Annotated in this window: 22 protein-coding genes; all 22 read right to left on the bottom strand. The window is 47.2% G+C overall.

Going from position 1 to position 18,885, the window contains the following annotated elements; genetic code table 11:
- Nucleotides 1-3: 3 nt before the first annotated feature.
- On the bottom strand, nt 4-1,539 hold the full coding sequence (gene fliF / locus KNQ14_RS04550) for a flagellar basal-body MS-ring/collar protein FliF (RefSeq protein WP_251138267.1): 1,536 nt from the start codon (nt 1,537-1,539) through the stop codon (nt 4-6).
- A gap of 61 nt (nt 1,540-1,600) precedes the next feature.
- Nucleotides 1,601-1,888, bottom strand: coding sequence for a flagellar hook-basal body complex protein FliE (fliE, locus tag KNQ14_RS04545; RefSeq protein ID WP_029342077.1), 288 nt, complete (start codon nt 1,886-1,888; stop codon nt 1,601-1,603).
- Nucleotides 1,889-1,905: 17 nt separating this feature from the next.
- Nucleotides 1,906-2,304 carry a flagellar basal body rod protein FlgC gene (flgC, locus tag KNQ14_RS04540; protein WP_029342078.1) on the bottom strand — a complete coding sequence of 133 codons (399 nt, stop codon included), beginning with the start codon at nt 2,302-2,304 and terminating at the stop codon, nt 1,906-1,908.
- A 3-nt stretch (nt 2,305-2,307) separates the two neighbouring features.
- Nucleotides 2,308-2,670 (bottom strand): flagellar basal body rod protein FlgB, encoded by a 363-nt coding sequence (gene flgB, locus KNQ14_RS04535; RefSeq protein WP_029342079.1) that lies wholly within the window; start codon nt 2,668-2,670, stop codon nt 2,308-2,310.
- 249 nt (nt 2,671-2,919) lie between these two features.
- The gene (codY, locus tag KNQ14_RS04530; protein WP_023468725.1) at nt 2,920-3,699 is read right to left on the bottom strand and encodes a GTP-sensing pleiotropic transcriptional regulator CodY; all 780 of its coding nucleotides are present in this window, start codon (nt 3,697-3,699) and stop codon (nt 2,920-2,922) included.
- 16 nt (nt 3,700-3,715) lie between these two features.
- A complete protein-coding gene (gene hslU, locus KNQ14_RS04525) occupies nt 3,716-5,089 on the bottom strand; it encodes an ATP-dependent protease ATPase subunit HslU (protein WP_035406964.1) in 1,374 nt (457 codons plus the stop codon).
- Nucleotides 5,082-5,633: an ATP-dependent protease subunit HslV gene (gene hslV, locus KNQ14_RS04520; RefSeq protein ID WP_214859796.1), complete on the bottom strand. Its 552-nt coding sequence runs from the start codon at nt 5,631-5,633 to the stop codon at nt 5,082-5,084. Before hslV ends, hslU begins: the two co-directional genes overlap by 8 nt.
- Nucleotides 5,634-5,647: 14 nt before the next feature.
- Nucleotides 5,648-6,553, bottom strand: a complete 906-nt coding sequence (locus tag KNQ14_RS04515) for a tyrosine recombinase XerC (protein WP_231496840.1) — start codon at nt 6,551-6,553, stop codon at nt 5,648-5,650.
- 145 nt (nt 6,554-6,698) lie between these two features.
- Nucleotides 6,699-8,003, bottom strand: a complete 1,305-nt coding sequence (gene trmFO / locus KNQ14_RS04510) for an FADH(2)-oxidizing methylenetetrahydrofolate--tRNA-(uracil(54)-C(5))-methyltransferase TrmFO (protein ID WP_023468729.1) — start codon at nt 8,001-8,003, stop codon at nt 6,699-6,701.
- Nucleotides 8,004-8,006: 3 nt separating this feature from the next.
- Nucleotides 8,007-10,103, bottom strand: a complete 2,097-nt coding sequence (gene topA / locus KNQ14_RS04505; RefSeq protein WP_214859794.1) for a type I DNA topoisomerase — start codon at nt 10,101-10,103, stop codon at nt 8,007-8,009.
- Nucleotides 10,104-10,150: 47 nt separating this feature from the next.
- Nucleotides 10,151-10,978 (bottom strand): DNA-processing protein DprA, encoded by an 828-nt coding sequence (gene dprA / locus KNQ14_RS04500; RefSeq protein ID WP_214859792.1) that lies wholly within the window; start codon nt 10,976-10,978, stop codon nt 10,151-10,153.
- Between the two features lie 83 nt (nt 10,979-11,061).
- The gene (gene sucD, locus KNQ14_RS04495; protein WP_023468731.1) at nt 11,062-11,979 is read right to left on the bottom strand and encodes a succinate--CoA ligase subunit alpha; all 918 of its coding nucleotides are present in this window, start codon (nt 11,977-11,979) and stop codon (nt 11,062-11,064) included.
- Nucleotides 11,980-11,992: 13 nt separating this feature from the next.
- Nucleotides 11,993-13,153, bottom strand: a complete 1,161-nt coding sequence (gene sucC / locus KNQ14_RS04490; protein ID WP_023468732.1) for an ADP-forming succinate--CoA ligase subunit beta — start codon at nt 13,151-13,153, stop codon at nt 11,993-11,995.
- 87 nt (nt 13,154-13,240) lie between these two features.
- Entirely contained in the window at nt 13,241-13,501 is a 261-nt protein-coding gene (locus KNQ14_RS04485) for an EscU/YscU/HrcU family type III secretion system export apparatus switch protein (RefSeq protein WP_214723618.1), read from the bottom strand.
- Nucleotides 13,498-14,364: a flagellar hook-length control protein FliK gene (locus KNQ14_RS04480; RefSeq protein ID WP_214859784.1), complete on the bottom strand. Its 867-nt coding sequence runs from the start codon at nt 14,362-14,364 to the stop codon at nt 13,498-13,500. Before KNQ14_RS04480 ends, KNQ14_RS04485 begins: the two co-directional genes overlap by 4 nt.
- A 12-nt stretch (nt 14,365-14,376) precedes the next feature.
- Nucleotides 14,377-15,129 (bottom strand): ribonuclease HII, encoded by a 753-nt coding sequence (locus KNQ14_RS04475; protein WP_214859782.1) that lies wholly within the window; start codon nt 15,127-15,129, stop codon nt 14,377-14,379.
- 51 nt (nt 15,130-15,180) lie between these two features.
- The gene (ylqF, locus tag KNQ14_RS04470; protein ID WP_214723623.1) at nt 15,181-16,044 is read right to left on the bottom strand and encodes a ribosome biogenesis GTPase YlqF; all 864 of its coding nucleotides are present in this window, start codon (nt 16,042-16,044) and stop codon (nt 15,181-15,183) included.
- 146 nt (nt 16,045-16,190) lie between these two features.
- Nucleotides 16,191-16,730 (bottom strand): signal peptidase I, encoded by a 540-nt coding sequence (gene lepB, locus KNQ14_RS04465; RefSeq protein WP_064299642.1) that lies wholly within the window; start codon nt 16,728-16,730, stop codon nt 16,191-16,193.
- 104 nt (nt 16,731-16,834) lie between these two features.
- Complete coding sequence (rplS, locus tag KNQ14_RS04460) at nt 16,835-17,188, bottom strand: 50S ribosomal protein L19 (RefSeq protein WP_023468738.1); 354 nt, start codon at nt 17,186-17,188, stop codon at nt 16,835-16,837.
- Nucleotides 17,189-17,300: 112 nt separating this feature from the next.
- Entirely contained in the window at nt 17,301-18,029 is a 729-nt protein-coding gene (trmD, locus tag KNQ14_RS04455) for a tRNA (guanosine(37)-N1)-methyltransferase TrmD (protein WP_075642542.1), read from the bottom strand.
- On the bottom strand, nt 18,026-18,535 hold the full coding sequence (gene rimM / locus KNQ14_RS04450) for a ribosome maturation factor RimM (RefSeq protein ID WP_214859780.1): 510 nt from the start codon (nt 18,533-18,535) through the stop codon (nt 18,026-18,028). The genes trmD and rimM overlap by 4 nt, the downstream gene beginning before the upstream one ends.
- Before the next feature lie 62 nt (nt 18,536-18,597).
- Nucleotides 18,598-18,873, bottom strand: a complete 276-nt coding sequence (rpsP, locus tag KNQ14_RS04445) for a 30S ribosomal protein S16 (RefSeq protein ID WP_023468741.1) — start codon at nt 18,871-18,873, stop codon at nt 18,598-18,600.
- Between the last annotated feature and the right edge of the window lie 12 nt (nt 18,874-18,885).

Raw genomic sequence — 18,885 nt, 5'->3', positions numbered from 1 at the left:
TCATCAATCCTCCGCTAACCAAGTACGTAATAATTTCGCAAACTCATCCGGATTGGATTCAGCGAGTTTTTCAAGCTGTTTGCGTTTGACTGCACCATCGCTCGTATCTTCTGTTGATAATTCCGGAATTTCCGTCTCAATCGGTGTCCATTCCTCAAGTTCTTCGATTTCATTCGCTCTCCGTCGACGCATGAGGAGGATGACTGCTCCAATGACGAGGATTGCCGCTCCACCAAGGGCGAACCAAACCCACACCGGTGTTGCCGTCGTCGTTTTCGTCGCTGCCGTCGTTTCCGCGAATGGTCGAGACATGACAACGACCTTATTGGCAAGTTCTGCATCCGTCAGCGTTGCTTTCGCATCTGTCTTCGTTAATGATGTCCGGATGATGGAGTACATCATCGTCTGTAAGTCAGTTTGTAGTTGTGGATCGATCTGATTCTGACCTTTTGGTGGCTCGACAATGATTTGAATTCCTAAATCACGAATCTCGTAAGGAGCTCCTGTGATTTGTTTTGTGATTCGATTGACTTCGTAGTTGATGATATCGTGTGTTTTCTCACTCGTATCACCCGTCGTTCCAGTACCCGCCGGGAAATTCGTCGTCTCATTTTGCCCCGTACCTGCTGTACCAGCATTTGCAGAGCCTGTGTACGCTTCTGCTACTTTTTCAGCAGACGTGACGATCCCTTCGATTTTATCGGGATCTACTGGCTCAACAAGCTTTTGTTCTTCCTGACGTTTCGTGACATCGACATCTGCCGTGACTGAAACGAGTGCTTTTTGTGGACCGAGAACGACAGATAGCATCTGCTGAATCTGCTTGCGTAAATCGTTTTCCGTCGTTTTCTTCAGCGCCATCGGATCGGTTCCGCCCGCTGTTTGCGTAGCAGATCCTGGCTCGTAATACGTAAAATACTGATCCATGATCGTAATGTTTTCTTCTTTAAGGTTCGGAATACTCTTTGCAATCAAATGATACAACCCTTGAACCGTTTGATTGTTAAGATTACTACCCGCGCTAGAAGTCAAGACGACAGAAACCGTTGAAGATTCCTTTTCATCAGATAGAAAAACACTCTTCTCCGGGAGCGTGATCATGACTTTTGCTGACTCGATCCCATTAACTTGTGTGATCAAGTTTTCAAGTTCCGTCTGCATCGTATCGCGTTCGAGAATGTTCATCTCTTTATCCGTCGTTCCGAATCCAGCGTTTTCACTGAAGAAGGAATAGTCGATTTGACCGGATTTTGGTATACCAGCCGTCGCTAATTCGACTTTTAAGTTTTCAACGTTTGCTTCTGGAACAAGTATCGTCACGCCATTTGCTTCAGTGACGACTTCCGATGCGATTCCATCTTCATTTAGCTTTTCCGTCACTTGCCCCGCCTCTTGAGGGGATAGCTTCGAATAAAGAGGCGTCATTGTTGGTTTAGATAACCAGATGATCGCAACAATCAACGCCGCTAAAACGACGACGATGATTCCTAAAATCGTCGCCTTTTTCGCAAGTGACCATTCTTTCCATGTTGTATTCATTGCTCCCAATCGAGCTTTTAAACGTTCGTTCATTCAACATCTCCCACGCTTTCCTTAACAGTCACAGTTGCATACGCATCATTTCTTGGTATGCTTCGATGCCTTTGTTTCGGACTTCAAGGGCGAGTTGCATAGAAAGCGATGCCTCTTCTGTTTTAATCATGATGTTATGTAAATCCGTCGTCTTCCCTGTCGCGAGATCGACACGAGCTTGAGATGAGGCGTGTTGCGTTGCATTCAGTCCGTTCATCGCTTCGCTGAGCACCTCACTAAAATCACTTGGTGTCGTCTTAGCGACCGTCTGCGTGGGTAGTACCATCTGCATGTTTTGAATAGGTTGAATTGCCATCTCGTCATCTCCTCTACTTATTTACCAATCTCCATCGCTTTGACGAGCATCGCTTTTGTCGCGTTCAAAGCCGTTACGTTCGCTTCGTAAGAGCGTGTCGCGCCCATCATGTCGACCATTTCTTTTAAGATATCGACATTAGGCATCTTGACGTACCCGAGTTCATCCGCATCTGGATGCGTCGGATTATATTCTAATTTGAATGGTTCAGGATCCTTCTTCAATTCACTGACCGTGACACCATTGGCGGTCTCTTTCAACACAGCGAGTTTTCTCGCATACGGTTGCCACTGTCCATTGACGAGCTCACCTCTTGTCGTTTGAGCATTCGCGATGTTTGCCGAGACTGTATCGAGTCGCAAACGCTGGGCAGTTAACCCGGATGCAGACGTATGAAATCCGTTGAACATACTCATCGATTACTTTCCTCCTCGGATAACAGACTGAATGCCAGAGAATTTGCGATTCAACTGTTCGACCAACGCCTCGTACTCAATTTGATTGCGTGATAATTCAGACATCTCAAGATCGATATCGACACCATTTCCATCGTTACGCATCGTATTTGGTCGATCGACGATGCTACCAGAAGTTCCGATTGTTGCATGTCGCTTTAAACTCATTTTCATCTCTGAATCGAGCACATCTCCAAACGTGACACGCTTTGCCTTATACCCAGGCGTATCGACATTCGAGATGTTCTTAGCGATGACTTCCTGTGCCATAACCGTTCGATTGACAGCTTGTGTCATTACGTTATAGTCAGACCCTAACCAATTCATCTTCTTTCCTCCACTCATGGAAACTATATTTAAATTCACGACAAAAAGTAAGTCGTTAGTAACATATCTGAAATAATTGAAACAAATAGGTCAATGTTTGAAAAGAAGTTTTTTGAAAAATAGGGTAATGAGATGTTAATAATCTGTTTTTTATTCCCTTTTCTTATAAAAATGATAAATAATACCTAGTCAAACAAAAAAGACCTAGTGCTTAACTAGGTCTTCTCTCTATAAGCAGCAATTCCCTTTTTAGTTCGATTTAATTCGTTCTAATTCATATAGGAAATTATCGTTTAAGATTTTGATGTATGTTCCCTTCATCCCGAGCGAACGTGACTCGATGACTCCTGCACTTTCGAGCTTACGAAGCGCATTGACGATGACGGAACGAGTAATACCGACACGATCCGCAATCTTTGAAGCGACGAGTAACCCTTCATTTCCTTCAAGCTCTTCGAAGATATGCTCAATCGCTTCGAGTTCCGAATAAGACAGTGAATTGATCGCCATCTGAACGACAGCTTTCTTCCGTGCTTTATCTTCCGCCTCATGAGCCTTTTCACGAAGGATCTCCATCCCGACGACTGTCGCACCATACTCTGCCAGCACGAGGTCTTCTTCGTTGAAGTCTTCCACCATACGACCGAGGACAAGCGTCCCAAGGCGTTCTCCACCACCGATGATCGGTACGATCGTCGTCTTCGACGTTTCGAACGTGTCACGGTTGTCGACCGGGAATGCCGTATGTTCGCTATCGATGGCAATGTTTGCCGTCGTTTCCGTGACGTTAAATAATTTTTTCGTGTAATCTTCCGGGAATTGACGTTCTTCTAAGAAACCACGGACCCGGTCATTTTCGATTTGTTGCTTGATTGCGATACCCAGTAACTTACCGCGCCGACTTACGATGAATGTGTTTGATTCCATGACTTCACTGAGACGGTCAGCCATGACCTTGAAATCAACATGTGTGCTCGCTTCCTGTTGTAACATCGTATTCAGCTTCCGCGTTTTCGCCAATAAATTCATTTTTTCTTCCTCCACTTTATAAGATGAACTGACTTAAGTCACGATCATCTGCTACTTTTCCAACTCGATCCGTCACGTATTGTGGCGTGATCGTCACATCCGTTTCCGGCATGTCTGCTGCTTCGAAAGATAATTCCTCGAGCACGCGCTCCATGATCGTATACAAGCGCCGCGCTCCGATATTATCCGTCTCATCGTTCACTTGTGCAGCAATCCGTGCGATTTCACGAATGGCTTCTTCTGTAAAGGTGACATGAACATGCTCTGCCCCTAATAATGCTTTATATTGTTTGAGTAATGCTTGATTCGGTTCAGTTAAAATCTTAACAAAGTCATCTTCTGTCAAACTATCGAGTTCGACACGGATCGGAAAACGACCTTGGAGTTCAGGAATCAGATCAGATGGTTTCGCCATATGGAACGCACCTGCAGCAATGAACAAGATATGATCCGTCTTGACTGGACCATATTTCGTAACGATCGTTGATCCTTCAACGATCGGTAAGATGTCCCGCTGAACACCCTCTCGTGAAACACCTGCTGAATCATGTCCTTTTGTCGCAATCTTATCGATCTCATCGACGAAGATGATCCCCATTTGTTCTGCGCGACGGACCGCTTCGTCATGGACTTCGTTCAAGTCAAGCAACCGTTCCGCTTCTTCCGCTGTTAAAATCGGACGCGCTTCCTTGACTGTGAGTTGACGCTTCTTCGTTTTCTTCGGCATGACTTGTCCGAGCATATCCTGAAGATTCGCAAGCCCCTCCATACCTTGTTGCCCAGAGAATAAATCCACTTGACGTTCTTCGACATCCACTTCGATCATTCGATCCTCGAGTTGCCCCGTCAGTAATTGCTGGCGAAGTAGTGAACGGTCGGCTGTCGCTTCCGATGTATCCGGCTCTTGTTGCTTTTGGTTCCCGCCGAACAACATCTCAAACGGATTCGTTCCACCACCGAGACCAGATGACGCTTTTTTACCAGACAACGCATCAACGATTCGTTCGTTCGCCACTGCTTCCGCTCGATCCTTGAGCGCTTCTTTTTTCTCATCTTTGACAAGACGCAGAGACGCTTCCACGAGATCCCGCACCATTGACTCCACATCACGACCGACGTACCCTACTTCCGTGAACTTCGTTGCTTCAATCTTGACGAACGGCGCCCGGACGAGTTTCGCGAGGCGTCGCGCAATTTCAGTCTTTCCGACACCGGTAGGTCCGATCATCAGAATGTTCTTCGGTGTGACTTCGTCCCGCATCGATGCATCGAGTAACTGTCGACGATAACGATTTCGTAAAGCAATCGCCACCGCACGTTTAGCATCTGCTTGTCCGATGACATGTTCATTCAACTTCTCGACGATTTGTCTTGGCGTCAATTCATGCATGGTCATTGCCTCCGATCGTTTCTAGGATGATTTGATCGTTCGTAAAGACACAGAGTTCACCAGCCGTCTCAAGAGCTGCGCGGGCGATTTCCTCTGCCGTGAGATGACTTGCGTGTCGAGCTAACGCGCGACCTGCTGCAAGCGCATAATTGCCACCTGAACCGATTGCGAGAATGCCATCATCCGGTTCGATGACTTCCCCGTTTCCGGATACAAGTAAGAGATGTATTCCATCCATGACGAGTAAGAGTGCTTCTAGTTGACGTAGCATCTTATCGCCTCGCCATTCCTTCGCTAGCTCAACTGCTGCCCGTTGTAAGTTACCGTTATACATTTCAAGCTTCGCTTCGAATTTTTCAAAGAGTGTAAACGCGTCCGCGACACTTCCAGCAAATCCGGCAATGACTTTTCCACCATAGAGGCGCCGTACTTTTTTCGCACTTTTCTTCATGATGACTTGGTTTCCGAAAGTCACCTGTCCGTCTCCGCTCATCGCGGATTGTCCGTTATGTTGAATCGCAAAAATCGTCGTTGCATGAAACATCAATGTTTCCTCCCTTAGGCACGAGGATGTGCTTGTTGATAAACATGTCTTAATCGTTCCGTCGTTACGTGTGTGTACTGACCGGTCGTCGACAGCGATGCGTGTCCAAGTAACTCTTGGACTGCTCGCAAATCGGCTCCTCTTTCCAGTAAATCTGTCGCGAAACTATGACGAAGCGCATGTGGTGTCACATGTTTCCCAACAAGTTGTTCCCCTTTTTTCATGATTTTCCGAATCGCATCCGTCGTCAATCGACGCCCAGAATGAGACAAGAATAACGCTTGCTCATGACCTGCGACTGGATCTCGTGATGGTAAGTACAGTTCTAATGCATCTTTAGCAAAGGTTCCTATTGGTGCGATGCGTTCCTTCCCACCTTTTCCATACACATGGACGTAGGAGTGATCAGTCGCGAGATCACGAAGATCCAGTTGAACGACCTCGCTGACCCGCATACCCGTCGCATATAAAAGTTCTACTAACGCCACATTCCGGTTGCCAAGCGTATCACTCGATCGAAAGGCATCGAGGAAACGTTCATATTCCGTTGGGACGAGGAATGTCGGAAGTCCTTGTTGTCGTTTTGGTGCTTTTAATCCATCGAATGGATTAGGCTCATCGGTGTCACGTGTCAAAAAACGACCAAATTGTTTGAGGCAGGAAACTTTTTGTGCAATCGTCGCCCGCGCCAGCTCCTGATCGTAAAGAGCATACAAATAACGCCGTGCACTTGCCAATTCAATCGATCGTAACTGATGATCGCGGCAAAAAGCGGCGTATTGTCGAAGTGTTTGATCATAAGAGCGACCAGTATTCGGAGATAATTGACGTTCAATATGAACATACCGCATAAAATCTTCTAGCAGTCGCTCAAAAGCAGTGTCTATCCCCATGAATGCGCCCCCTTCTGACCATTTCATTCTCGAATCGCCCTTAGCATAGCACAGACCAAGTAGTCTGACAATAGACCAAAAACCGAAAAATTAACGAAATTATCGCGCTTTTATGACAAATTAAGAAATGGGGAGAAAGAGCGCTGAATCACGCCTTTCTCCCCATCAAAAATCACATATCCGTGAAATCTTTGATTGCTTCAAGTGCTCGCTCTGCGTAGAGCGCATACTTCTCAGGTTTTTTCATCCGAACCGGATGACCAACGAGTGCTGGTACCAATCCGAAGTTGGCATTCATTGGCTGGAAGTTCTTCCCTTCCGTCGTCGTGATATAGTGCGACATCGCGCCCATCATCGTTTCCTGCGGGAACGTAACCGGTTCCGCCTCATTGACGAGACGTGCCGCGTTGATTCCTGCCGTTAAGCCGGACGCTGCTGACTCGACGTACCCTTCGACACCTGTCATTTGACCAGCAAAGAACAAGTCGTCACGTGTACGTGTCTGATACGTTGGTTTCAACAAATTCGGTGAGTTGACGAACGTGTTACGGTGCATGACACCATAACGGACGATTTCTGCATTCTCAAGACCAGGAATCAAGCGAATGATCCGCTTTTGTTCGCCCCATTTCAAATGTGTCTGGAAGCCGACAAGGTTGAACAATGTTCCAGCTGAGTTATCCTGACGCAATTGAACGACAGCATATGGTCGTTTGCCTGTCTTCGGATCTTCCAGTCCGACTGGCTTCATTGGTCCGAACAAGAGTGTTTTCGGTCCGCGAGAAGCGAGAACTTCAAATGGCATACAGCCCTCGAAGTAAATCTCTTTTTCAAATTCCTTCAGTGGAACAACTTCCGCATTGATCAGCTCATCATAGAAGAGCTGGAATTCTTCTTCCGTCATTGGACAATTCAAGTAGGCAGCTTCGCCTTTATCATATCGTGATTTCAGATAAACCTTCTCACGATCGATTGTGTCTCCATCGAGAATCGGTGCCGCTGCATCGAAGAAGTATAGATAATCTTCACCTGTGAATTGTTTAAGTGATTCCGATAATGCCGCACTCGTCAACGGACCCGTCGCGACGATCGTCGGACCATCTGGAATCGCTTCGATTTCTTCATGATGGACTGTAACGTTCGGATGGTTTTTCAACGTTTCCGTCACATATCCTGCGAAGTCGTGCCGATCGACAGCAAGTGCTCCACCTGCTGGAACGCTCGCTAAGTCTGCTGCTTTCATGATCAAGGAATCGAGCTGACGCATCTCTTCCTTTAAAACACCGACTGCGTTCGTTAACTGGTTCGCTCGAAGTGAGTTCGAACAGACGAGTTCAGCGAATTGGTCTGTATGGTGCGCGGGTGTCTGCTTGACAGGCCGCATTTCATATAAGTCTACTTGTACGCCGCGTTTTGCAAGTTGCCATGCTGCTTCAGAACCTGCAAGTCCCGCGCCGATTACCGTTACACGTTTCAACGGTCATTCCTCCTCTTGCTCCTGATCGATGCGTGTTTCATGATGTCCACAAGATGTACATTCTACTTTCACACCGTTCTTGATTTTCTTTTGTACCATCATACTGCTACATACCGGACATGGTTCTTCGACCGGTTTATCCCATGAGACGAACTCACATTCCGGATAGTTCGAACAACCGTAGAACAAACGTCCTTTTTTACTACGACGTTCGACGATGTCGCCCGTTCCACATGTCGGACACTTCACACCGATCTCGACTTGGATCGGTTTTGTGTTACGACACTCTGGGAAGTTCGAGCACGCCATGAACTTGCCATAACGTCCCATCTTGATGACCATCGGATGACCACAGACTTCACAATCTTCTCCAGCCGGTTCATCTTTGATTTCAATCTTCTCGATTTCTGCTTCTGCTCGTGTCAGACGCTTTGCAAAGGACTTATAGATTGGATCGACGACTTCCGTCCACTGCATGTCACCTTTTTCGATCGCATCAAGTAAAGCTTCCATGTCTGCCGTGAACTGGACAGTGATGAACTCTTGGAAATAGTCGCTGATCATATCGATGACGAGTTCACCAAGTTCCGTTGGTAAGAATTTCTTCTCTTCAAGCGTCACGTAACCTCGTTTTTGAATCGTATCGAGTGTCGGCGCATACGTCGACGGACGACCGATACCGAGCTCTTCCATCGCCCGGACAAGACGTGCTTCCGTATAACGTGGCGGTGGTTGTGTGAAGTGTTGTTTCGGTTCGATTGCTGATTGTTTTAACTCTTCCCCTTCAGCGAGTGGAGGAAGTAATCCTTCCTTGACGTCTGAAACCGCCTCATCGTCCGTATCTTCGATGTAGACCTTCATGAAGCCTGGGAATTTAACGGTCGACCCGTTGGCACGGAAAGTGACGTCGTTCGAGACGAGATCGATCTTGACGGTATCGAGAATCGCTGGCGCCATCTGACTTGCGACGAACCGTTCCCAAATTAGTTTATATAAGCGGAACTGATCACGCGATAAATATGATTTGACGAGTTGTGGCTCGCGCATCGTCGAAGTCGGACGAACCGCTTCGTGTGCATCTTGTGAGTTCGCTGATTTCTTTTCTTTACGTTTCTCGCTTGCGATGTATTCTTTACCGTACGCCTGTTCAATGAACCCGTGTGCTTCGAGGTTCGCCGAATCTGACGTCCGTGTCGAATCGGTACGCATATACGTGATCAAACCGACTGTACCTTCTTTTCCAATCTCGATTCCTTCGTATAGCTGTTGTGCGATCATCATCGTCTTCTTCGCTCGGAAGTTCAGCTTACGTGCTGCTTCCTGTTGCAAAGAACTCGTCGTAAACGGTAACGCCGGATTCCGTTTCCGCTCTTTTTTCGTGACGGAATCAACTGTGAAGTCTTCCGAGAGTTGATTCAAGATTTGATCGACTTCTCCTTGCGAATGAAGTTCACGCTTCTTGCCATCGACTCCATAGAAGTTCGCTTCGAGCTTTTCACCGTTTGCATCGAGTTCGAGTTTGATCGTCCAGTATTCTTCAGGCATGAACGCGTTGATTTCTTGTTCCCGATCAATGATCATCTTGACGGCAACGGATTGAACGCGTCCCGCAGATAACCCTTTTTTAATCTTCTTCCATAATAACGGACTCATGCTATAACCAACAAGGCGGTCCAAGATACGACGGGCTTGCTGTGCATCGACAAGATCATAGTTGAGCTTGCGTGGTCGCTTGAACGAATCCTTGATGGCATCTTTCGTGATTTCATTGAAGACGACGCGGCACTCCGTTGATTCATCAACGCCTAATGCTTTAGCTAAATGCCATGCGATCGCTTCCCCTTCACGGTCGGGGTCGGCTGCGAGATAGATTTTTTGTGCTTTTTTCGCAGCTGTCTTGAGTTCTTTTAAGACCGGACCTTTACCACGAATCGTGATATATTTCGGTTCATAGTCATGTTCGACGTCGACTCCCATTTGGCTTTTCGGCAAGTCAATGACGTGCCCCATCGACGCTTTCACGGTATAGTTGGATCCGAGATAACGTTTAATGGTTTTTGCCTTAGCGGGTGACTCGACGATTACTAGATATTTTGCCATTGCAATCGCTCCCTATTAGAGGCGTACTCGTATTTTAATCTCACTTATCATAGTAGTCTCGATTCCCATTTGTCAACGTTCAGCCGAATACTTTTTGAAACTTCTTCCGGATCAAGGAGTGGAATCGCTCCTTCTGCGATCAATTGATTCGTTCCGGAAAAGAACGATTCCGTGGGACAACCCGGCAAACAATAGACATCTTTTCCTTGGTCAAGCGCGTGACTGGCAGTATTCATCGTACCGCTTCGTTTCGCCGCTTCGACGATGATCAATGATGAAGACAATCCAGCAATGATTCGATTCCGTTCTAGAAATTGAAATTTTTGAATAGGAGTTCCGGGTGAATATTCGGAGAGAAGAAGACCGTGTGAGAAGATACGTTCAAAAAGAGTAGCATGGGAAGTAGGATATAGGCGATCAAGTCCGCCAGCAAGAACCGCGATCGTTGTCTGCTGATGTTTTAAGGACAAGCGATGGACGAGGGCATCGATACCATAGGCACCTCCGGAAACGGTGGCGAGATCTGGATGAAAGAAAGGTTGCAGGAAACGCATGCGGGAAAGGTGTTGCGGTGAGGGGGTTCGACTACCGATGATACTGACGCGTGGAAGTGTTAGGCGGGACGGATCACCGCGGTAAAAGAGGGCATAGACCGGTTGAGGGATCGTCAGTAACACAGTCGGAAACAGTGGATCTCCTTTGACTAGAATCGACTCTTCGATCCAATCAAGCTGTAATGCTTGTTCATACCGTTTTCGAAGACGCGTCGAAACGGGTAATTCATGACTTGGAACGATTCCGAATTGCTCAATCAATCGGACGATCGTGTACGGTACCTGACACATGGCGAAGCGGACATACAGTTCACGTTTCATGAGATCAGCGCTCCTTATTTAAGCTTCTTATTTATATAGAAGAAAGCCGTCCTGATTTGATCAGGACAGCTTCTTTTTTTGATTTATTTGACTGTGCTGTTCGTTACGCACTCGTCATAGATCCCTGCTTCTTTGATGACACGGATTAACGTCTCACCAATGACAGCTGGTGTTTCTGCCACTTCGATTCCGTTTGCACGGAGTGTCTTGATTTTTTCAGCAGCTGTTCCTTTACCGCCAGAGATGATCGCACCTGCGTGACCCATCCGTTTGCCGGCAGGAGCTGTTTGACCACCGATGAAACCAATGACTGGTTTCGTCATGTTCGCTTTGACCCACTCAGCCGCTTCTTCTTCAGCTGTTCCACCGATTTCCCCTAACATGATGACGGCTTTTGTTTCTGGATCTTCGTTGAATGCTTTGAGCGTATCGATGAAGTCCGTTCCATTGACCGGGTCGCCCCCGATACCAACAGCTGTCGATTGACCGATACCAGCAGTCGTCAATTGATGGACAGCTTCATATGTCAAAGTCCCAGAACGTGAGACGATACCGACATGACCTGGTGTATGGATATATCCTGGCATGATACCAAGTTTCGCGACACCTGGAGTGATGACGCCCGGGCAGTTCGGTCCGATGAGACGAACTGGTTTGCCTTCGAGGTAACGTTTTACTTTGACCATATCAAGAACTGGAATACCTTCCGTGATACAGATGATCAGCGCGATGTTCGCATCTGCTGCTTCCATGATTGCATCCGCTGCGAATGCTGGTGGAACGTAGATGATCGATGCGTTCGCTCCCGTTTTTTCGACCGCTTGTGCGACCGTATCAAAGACAGGAACACCACCGAGTACTTCCGTACCGCCTTTTCCTGGTGTGACACCGCCTACGAGGTTTGTGCCGTAGTCGATCATCTGTTCACCGTGGAACATCCCTTGGTTACCAGTAATCCCTTGAATAATGACTTTCGTCGATTCGTTCACCCAAATACTCATCTTTAGCTCCCCCTTACTTCACGAGCGCAGCGATTTTTTCTGCGCCGTCTGCCATTGATGTAGCTGCTGTAATCGCTAGACCTGAATCTTTGAGAATTTGTTTCCCTGCATCAACGTTCGTCCCTTCAAGACGAACGACGAGTGGCAATTCGAGACCGACTTCTTTTGTCGCCGCAACGATACCTTCTGCGATGACGTCACATTTCATGATTCCACCGAAGATGTTGACGAAAATCCCTTTGACGTTCTCATCCGACAAGATCAGTTTAAAGGCTTCTGTAACTTTCTCTTTTGTCGCACCACCACCGACATCGAGGAAGTTCGCAGGATCACCACTGAAGTGTTTGATGATATCCATCGTTGCCATGGCAAGACCAGCACCATTGACGAGGCAACCGATGTTTCCATCGAGCGCGATGTAGTTCAAATCACTCTTTGATGCTTCGACTTCGCGTGGATCTTCTTCTGTTTCATCACGTAACGCCACGATGTCCGCATGACGATACAATGCATTTGAGTCGAAGTTCAACTTCGCATCGAGTGCGAGGACTTCGCCATCTTTCGTCGTAACGAGTGGGTTGATTTCTGCGATCGAACAATCCTTGTCGACGAAGAAGTTGTAGAGTTTCGTGACCATACCAACGAACTTGTTGACGAGCTTCACAGGAACACCCATTGCGAACGCAAGTTTACGCGCTTGGAATCCTTGAAGACCAACTGCAGGATCGACGACTTCTTTGATGATTTTTTCTGGTGTCGCTTCCGCCACCTCTTCGATGTCCATACCACCTTCGCTTGATCCCATGATGACGACACGGCCTGTCACACGATCAAGTACGATTCCAAGATAGTATTCTTTGTCAATCGCACAACCTTCTTCGACGAGAAGACGTTGAACGACTTTTCCTTCTGGACCTGTTTGGTGCGTGACGAGCGTTTTGCCGAGTAACTCCGTCGCATATTCCTTCACTTCTTCTTGCGATTTCGCAAGCTTGACGCCACCTGCTTTACCGCGTCCCCCCGCGTGAATTTGAGCTTTGACGACTTTAATCGGGCCTGACAATTGTTCTGATGCATCGACCGCCTCTTCGACGGTGAAGGCTGCGATTCCGTTTGGTACGGGTACACCGTACGAACGAAGTAATTCTTTTGCCTGATACTCATGTACATTCATGAAAAAATCCCCCTTAACCCCTTTAGTTTCGGCTCTTTCATTGTAGTTAAAATTGGAAGCGCTGTCTATCGTTATCGACCGAAAGCTTTATTTTTTCAGAAGTTCATCTTGATCGAGACGATATAAAAAGGCGAATAACTCAGCGATGACACCGTATAATTCTTCCGGAATCTGTTCTGATACTTGAACAGCATCTAGTAACGTCATCAACGTTTCGTCCTGCCGGATCGGAATATCATGTTTTAATGCCTCTTCTAAAATCCGTTCCGCGATATGTTCCGATCCCTTAGCAACGACTTTTGGGGCATGCATCTGTTCTTCGTAAGATAAGGCAATCGCTTTTTTCATATATGAAGATCCACCCTTCCGTTGCGCGTCGAGATGTCATGCGGTACACGCTCTTTCACCTGTTCGACCCAATCGAATCGTGTCAACGCATAGCCCTGTTCCTCGAGTCGTGCTTGAATCTGAGGCGTATAGGCTTGCATGAACGTATCGACGTGCGCATTTGGATGAAATACAGAAATCGAGACGTTTCGGTCTGCAATCAAGACGTCAACAGCGACCTCACCGAGCGTCGGTAATTGAAGATATAAGACGACGCGGGCATGATTTGGATCAAACGTCCGTTCGAACGGTGCTTCCATCATGAGATCAACATCTTCGAATGGTCCAAATTGAGGTAATTGAAATAAATAGACTCCTTTCCCTGCTTCGTTCGTTGCTTGGACGAGTTGTTGCGCTAAAATCTGATCACTCGTCTTTCGATCAAGCGTTCGACCTGTCTCGTCACCCTTTGCCAGTTGAACGAGTTCGGTAAGGGCGTGTTTTAACTGCTTCGCTTCTCCTTCCGTCACCGGTTGACCAATTTGCCTTAGGAGTTCCCGTGTTTCCGCAGTCGGTACCGTCTGGCGTTGTAAAAAGGAGTCGAGTAACTGGGGGAGAGCCGACTTTTGCGGAACAGACTCGGTCGAGATGATTTTTAAAACCGGTTGTCCCTCTGCTGAAACGACTTGAAAGCGATACATGTTCCCTTCTTTTAATTCAGCCGTCGTCCCTGCCGTCAAGACGCGTTGACCGACTTGGAGTTCCATCAATCCGTCCGGCAACAGCTTCAATACTTTACCGACGATGTTTGCTCCTTCCCGTAACGGTAGGTTCGCATGATCGATGATTTTAAATGGAAGTAAGGCACGATGTTCGATTTGCATGCTCGATTCCTCCTAAAGACGTTCTTTGACAGGACGGAATGTTTTCCGGTGAATCGGTGTGACGCCCAGTGTATCGAGCGCTTGTAAATGTATGGGTGTTCCGTAACCTGCGTGTGTTTCAAATCCATATCCCGGATACTCGATTGCGTATTGTTCCATCATCGCATCTCGTGTCTCTTTCGCAACGACACTTGCAGCAGCAATTGAGACACTCCGTGCATCTCCTTTGATGAGAGACTGTTGTGGTGTATCCCCTTCGAGTGTCATCGCATCAACGAGTAAGGCATCCGGTTGCAATTGACGGACAGCATTTTGCATCGCCTGTTTCGACGCTTGATAGATGTTGATTTCGTCAATTTCAGCCGGTTCGATGATCCCAATCGCAATCTCAGCCACTTCTTGTAGATGCTTGAGTGCCGCTTGCCGCTGTACTTTACTCATCTGTTTCGAATCTGTTAGTCCAGGATGATAGAAACCGTCTGGTAAGATGACCGCTGCTGCGACGACAGGACCAGCTAGTGGACCTCGTCCGACTTCGTCAACTCCTGCAATTCGCACGTACCCTTGCTGACGATACTCGTCTTCAAATGTGAGCCGTTCCTTGAAATCGATGCGTTGCTGCTCTTCGAGCGCGAATCGTCGTTCTGTCTGACGAAACAGTGTATGCACCCCTTTTCGCGCATCTGTCACAAGTTCCTGCTTCAATTGAATAAATTCTTCTAGTGTTGCCTGGTGTAATCGCTGTTTCAATTCTGCTATCTTCATACATCCTGCTCCTTTGAAAAAAACTTGGACATCAAAAGATGTCCAAGTCTGTTATGCATGCGTTTCCCACTCTTCAACCGTTTCAAGCGTCACTCGACCTAGCTTTTCCGTCCGTAGCTCATGCAGAAGCATTTCGCTCGTCCGCTCGAAATCGACATACCCACCTGAGACGAATCCACGTTTTTTACCGATTGCTTCGAGTACATCAACCGCCTCTCCGGATACTTCGTCGAGTCGATAACGCTCACGTAACTGCTCCGGATACCGCGTCTTTAGCTCACGAAGAGCAAATAGCGCAATATCGTCGATGTTTAAGATATCATCCTTGATGGCACCGGTAGCGGCTAGACGATAGCCAACGACTTGATCATCGAACTTCGGCCAAAGGATACCTGGTGTATCGAGTAATTCCATCTCACCTGTCTTCATCTTGATCCATTGCTGGCGTTTCGTCACACCCGGACGGTCACCGGTGATTGCGATGTTCCGACCAGCGAGACGATTGATGAGCGTCGATTTCCCAACGTTTGGAATACCGATGATCAAGGCACGGATTGCACTCGGATTCCGACCTTTTTCTCGCATCCGTGCATGCTTTTCTTTCATTAAACGTAACGCACCTTCATGGATTTGATTCAATCCTTTGTTATGCTTCGCGTCAACCGCGACGACATCGACACCATCTGCTCGTAATGCGTTCATCCATTGTTCTGTCAATCGTTTATCCGCCATGTCTGCCTTATTGAGGACGATCAGTCGCGGCTTACCTGCTGTGATCTGCTCGACCATTGGATTACGGCTCGACATCGGAAGACGTGCATCGACGAGTTCGATGACAACATCAATCAACTTTAATTTTTCTGTGACTTCCCGACGTGCTTTGGCCATGTGACCGGGGAACCATTGAATCGTCATATCCTTCACCTCGTTCATATATTCCTGGACTTCTTGCTGATCATACGATACACGAAAAACATCCACTCCCTAGTATACGCAACTTCAGACAAGAAAAGAAGATGAGGTACTTACTTTTAACGGTAAGCGTCTCATCTTCTTTCGTTTTAATCGACAGAGCGTACATCATTGAATGGATAGAAGACGAAGTTCGTCGTTCCGACGATTTGATCTTCATCCACGAAACCGATATCACGACTATCTTTTGAATTTTGACGATTATCTCCCATGACGAATACTTTTCCTTTTGGAACAGTCGTCTCTCCTGTTCGCTCTTCAAGCGTGAAGTCTTCCGTCAATGGCACACCACTCATCTGGGCTTTGTATTCTTTCAAATACGGTTCGGCGACCTTCTTATCGTTGACATACAATGTATCGTCTTTGTAATACATCGTATCTCCAGGAACAGCGATGACCCGTTTGATATAGTCTCGTGTTTCCGTTGCATGGAAGACGACGATATCGCCTCTTTCTGGTTCATTAAAATAGTATGGGACCTTATTGACGATCATTCGATCCGCATTGTGTAAGGTTGGCATCATCGATTCCCCATCAACGATGACGGGTACGAACAGAAACGTTCGAATGATGAACGCGATGACGAGCGCTACGACGAGCGCCTTTACCCAACTGAATAACTCCTTCACGAATTCCACTCCCTTGATTAACGCAATTTCTTCCTAAGGACTAGTATACGCATAAACTGCAAAAAAAAGAAGCTTGTCCGGAGACAAGCCACTTTTTCACATGATTAACGACGAATTTCTTTAATACGCGCCGCTTTACCACGAAGGTTACGGAGGTAGTAAAGTTTCGCACGACGGACTTTACCGTAGCGAACGACTTCGATTTGTGCAACACGTGGTGAGTGGAGCGGGAAAGCACGCTCAACGCCAACTCCGTAAGAAATTTTACGGACTGTGAATGTTTCACTGATGCCGCCACCGTGACGTTTGATGACTACGCCTTCGAAGAGCTGAATACGCTCACGCGTACCCTCGACGACTTTAACGTGTACACGGACTGTATCCCCAGGACGGAACGCAGGGACGTCTGACTTGATTTGTTCTTGTGTAAGTTCACGGAACAATTGTTGTGTGTTCATGAATGATTTCTCCTTTTTTCACCAATGTTCTTATCTTCATTTGCTTCAAGCATCCGACAGCGGAACATCGTTAATGGGTGGCTTTTGCCACATGTTTTAACTTATCATAGATTCAGTCGTTTGACAATCCTGAAATCGAGTCTAAATAACGCTGGTCTTCTTCCGTTAACGATGCGTCCACGAGAAGATCAGGGCGCCGCTCATATGTCCGCTTCAGCGACTGTTCCCGTCGCCATTTTTCAATCCGGGCATGGTTGCCTGATAACAAGACATCGGGTACTCTGTACCCTTTATATTCTGCTGGACGCGTATAGTGCGGGTATTCAAGAAGTCCCGTCGAGAACGAATCATCTTCGTGACTCGCAGAAGCACCGAGGACGTCCGGTAAGAGGCGTACGACGGCGTCGATCATCGTCATCGCAGCGAGTTCTCCTCCCGTCAAGACGAAGTCTCCGAGCGAGACCTCATCCGTCACCAACTGATCATGGATTCGTTGATCAAACCCCTCATAGTGACCACATAAGAAGACGAGTTCTTCTTCGTTTGCCCATTCTTCCGCCATTCGTTGCGAAAACCGTTTACCGGTCGGTGTCATGACGATGATTCGTCGTTTTCGTTCCGGTAGACTTGCCATCGCATCGAAGACGGGTTGAGGTGTCAACAGCATGCCGGCTCCTCCGCCATACGGATAATCATCGACCTTACCATGTCGATTCGTTGAAAAGTCTCGAAAATTGATGGTTTCGAGTATGACGTGTTGATCGTCTTGCGCTCGCTTGACGATCGAATGATCAAGCGCTGAAAACATCTCTGGAAACAGCGTCAATACACGGATGTTCATTCCTCGATCAGTCCCGGAAGCGGCGTGATCTGAATGCGTTTCTGTTCGACGTCGACGGAAGCGACGACCTGCTCGATATACGGAATCAGGACATCTTTTTTTCCGTCGCGTTTGATCGTCCAGACGTCATTTGCGCCCGTTTCGAGAATGTCGGATACGACTCCGATTTTCGTCTCACCGTCATAAACCGAACAACCGATGATCTCATGATAGTAAAATTCATGCTCGTCTAAGTCCTGTAAGTCTTCTGCATGGACATAGAGTTTCAATCCTTTGTACTTCTCGACGTCATTGATATGATGCATCCCTTTGAACGTCACCATGATGAATTGTTTATGCTTTCGGTAGCCACTGATCGTTACCGGTGTATACGTGCCTTCAGAGCCGAGAAAGACTTCTTTTCCGACCTTAAAGCGTTCTTCCGGGAAATCCGTGCTTGCAAGTAACTTCAATTCCCCTTTTAGACCGTGCGTGTTGGCGATTTTCGCAATTTCCAACCATTCCATTCGTTTCACTTCCTTTCTTGAATTAAAAAAAGGAGGTAAGCTTTCGCTCACCTCCTAACGTCTTACTTCGCGAGTTTCGCGTTGTGGAATTTCTCCATGATACCAGCTTGTGAGAAGAGGTTACGAACTGTGTCCGAAGGTTTAGCACCTTCAGAGAGCCATTTAAGAGCTAGCTCTTCGTTGATTTTAACTTCTGCTTCTGGTTTAGCAACTGGATTGTAGTATCCGATTTGCTCGATGAAACGACCATCACGTGGTGCACGTGAGTCTGCTACTACCACACGGTAGAAAGGTGATTTTTTTGCGCCCATGCGCTTAAGACGAATTTTAACTGCCATTCGTAAGTCCCT

Origin of the sequence: Exiguobacterium sp. s161, from assembly GCF_018619045.1 — a bacterium.
In the GTDB taxonomy this organism is placed as follows: Bacteria; Bacillota; Bacilli; order Exiguobacteriales; family Exiguobacteriaceae; genus Exiguobacterium_A; species Exiguobacterium_A indicum.
This window is presented reverse-complemented; position numbering and strand designations above follow the sequence as displayed.

What these genes read in the sequence shown, in the direction of transcription:
- fliF (WP_251138267.1), bottom strand. Translation starts at nt 1,539, where the DNA reads ATGAATACAACATGGAAAGAATGGTCACTTGCGAAAAAGGCGACGATT.
- fliE (WP_029342077.1), bottom strand. Translation starts at nt 1,888, where the DNA reads ATGGCAATTCAACCTATTCAAAACATGCAGATGGTACTACCCACGCAG.
- flgC (WP_029342078.1), bottom strand. Translation starts at nt 2,304, where the DNA reads ATGAGTATGTTCAACGGATTTCATACGTCTGCATCCGGGTTAACTGCC.
- flgB (WP_029342079.1), bottom strand. Translation starts at nt 2,670, where the DNA reads ATGAATTGGTTAGGGTCTGACTATAACGTAATGACACAAGCTGTCAAT.
- codY (WP_023468725.1), bottom strand. Translation starts at nt 3,699, where the DNA reads ATGAATTTATTGGCGAAAACGCGGAAGCTGAATACGATGTTACAACAG.
- hslU (WP_035406964.1), bottom strand. Translation starts at nt 5,089, where the DNA reads ATGCATGAATTGACGCCAAGACAAATCGTCGAGAAGTTGAATGAACAT.
- hslV (WP_214859796.1), bottom strand. Translation starts at nt 5,633, where the DNA reads ATGTTTCATGCAACGACGATTTTTGCGATTCAACATAACGGACAATCC.
- KNQ14_RS04515 (WP_231496840.1), bottom strand. Translation starts at nt 6,553, where the DNA reads ATGAAATGGTCAGAAGGGGGCGCATTCATGGGGATAGACACTGCTTTT.
- topA (WP_214859794.1), bottom strand. Translation starts at nt 10,103, where the DNA reads ATGGCAAAATATCTAGTAATCGTCGAGTCACCCGCTAAGGCAAAAACC.
- dprA (WP_214859792.1), bottom strand. Translation starts at nt 10,978, where the DNA reads ATGAAACGTGAACTGTATGTCCGCTTCGCCATGTGTCAGGTACCGTAC.
- sucD (WP_023468731.1), bottom strand. Translation starts at nt 11,979, where the DNA reads ATGAGTATTTGGGTGAACGAATCGACGAAAGTCATTATTCAAGGGATT.
- sucC (WP_023468732.1), bottom strand. Translation starts at nt 13,153, where the DNA reads ATGAATGTACATGAGTATCAGGCAAAAGAATTACTTCGTTCGTACGGT.
- KNQ14_RS04485 (WP_214723618.1), bottom strand. Translation starts at nt 13,501, where the DNA reads ATGAAAAAAGCGATTGCCTTATCTTACGAAGAACAGATGCATGCCCCA.
- KNQ14_RS04480 (WP_214859784.1), bottom strand. Translation starts at nt 14,364, where the DNA reads ATGCAAATCGAACATCGTGCCTTACTTCCATTTAAAATCATCGATCAT.
- KNQ14_RS04475 (WP_214859782.1), bottom strand. Translation starts at nt 15,129, where the DNA reads ATGAAGATAGCAGAATTGAAACAGCGATTACACCAGGCAACACTAGAA.
- ylqF (WP_214723623.1), bottom strand. Translation starts at nt 16,044, where the DNA reads ATGACGATTCAATGGTTCCCCGGTCACATGGCCAAAGCACGTCGGGAA.
- rplS (WP_023468738.1), bottom strand. Translation starts at nt 17,188, where the DNA reads ATGAACACACAACAATTGTTCCGTGAACTTACACAAGAACAAATCAAG.
- trmD (WP_075642542.1), bottom strand. Translation starts at nt 18,029, where the DNA reads ATGAACATCCGTGTATTGACGCTGTTTCCAGAGATGTTTTCAGCGCTT.
- rimM (WP_214859780.1), bottom strand. Translation starts at nt 18,535, where the DNA reads ATGGAATGGTTGGAAATTGCGAAAATCGCCAACACGCACGGTCTAAAA.
- rpsP (WP_023468741.1), bottom strand. Translation starts at nt 18,873, where the DNA reads ATGGCAGTTAAAATTCGTCTTAAGCGCATGGGCGCAAAAAAATCACCT.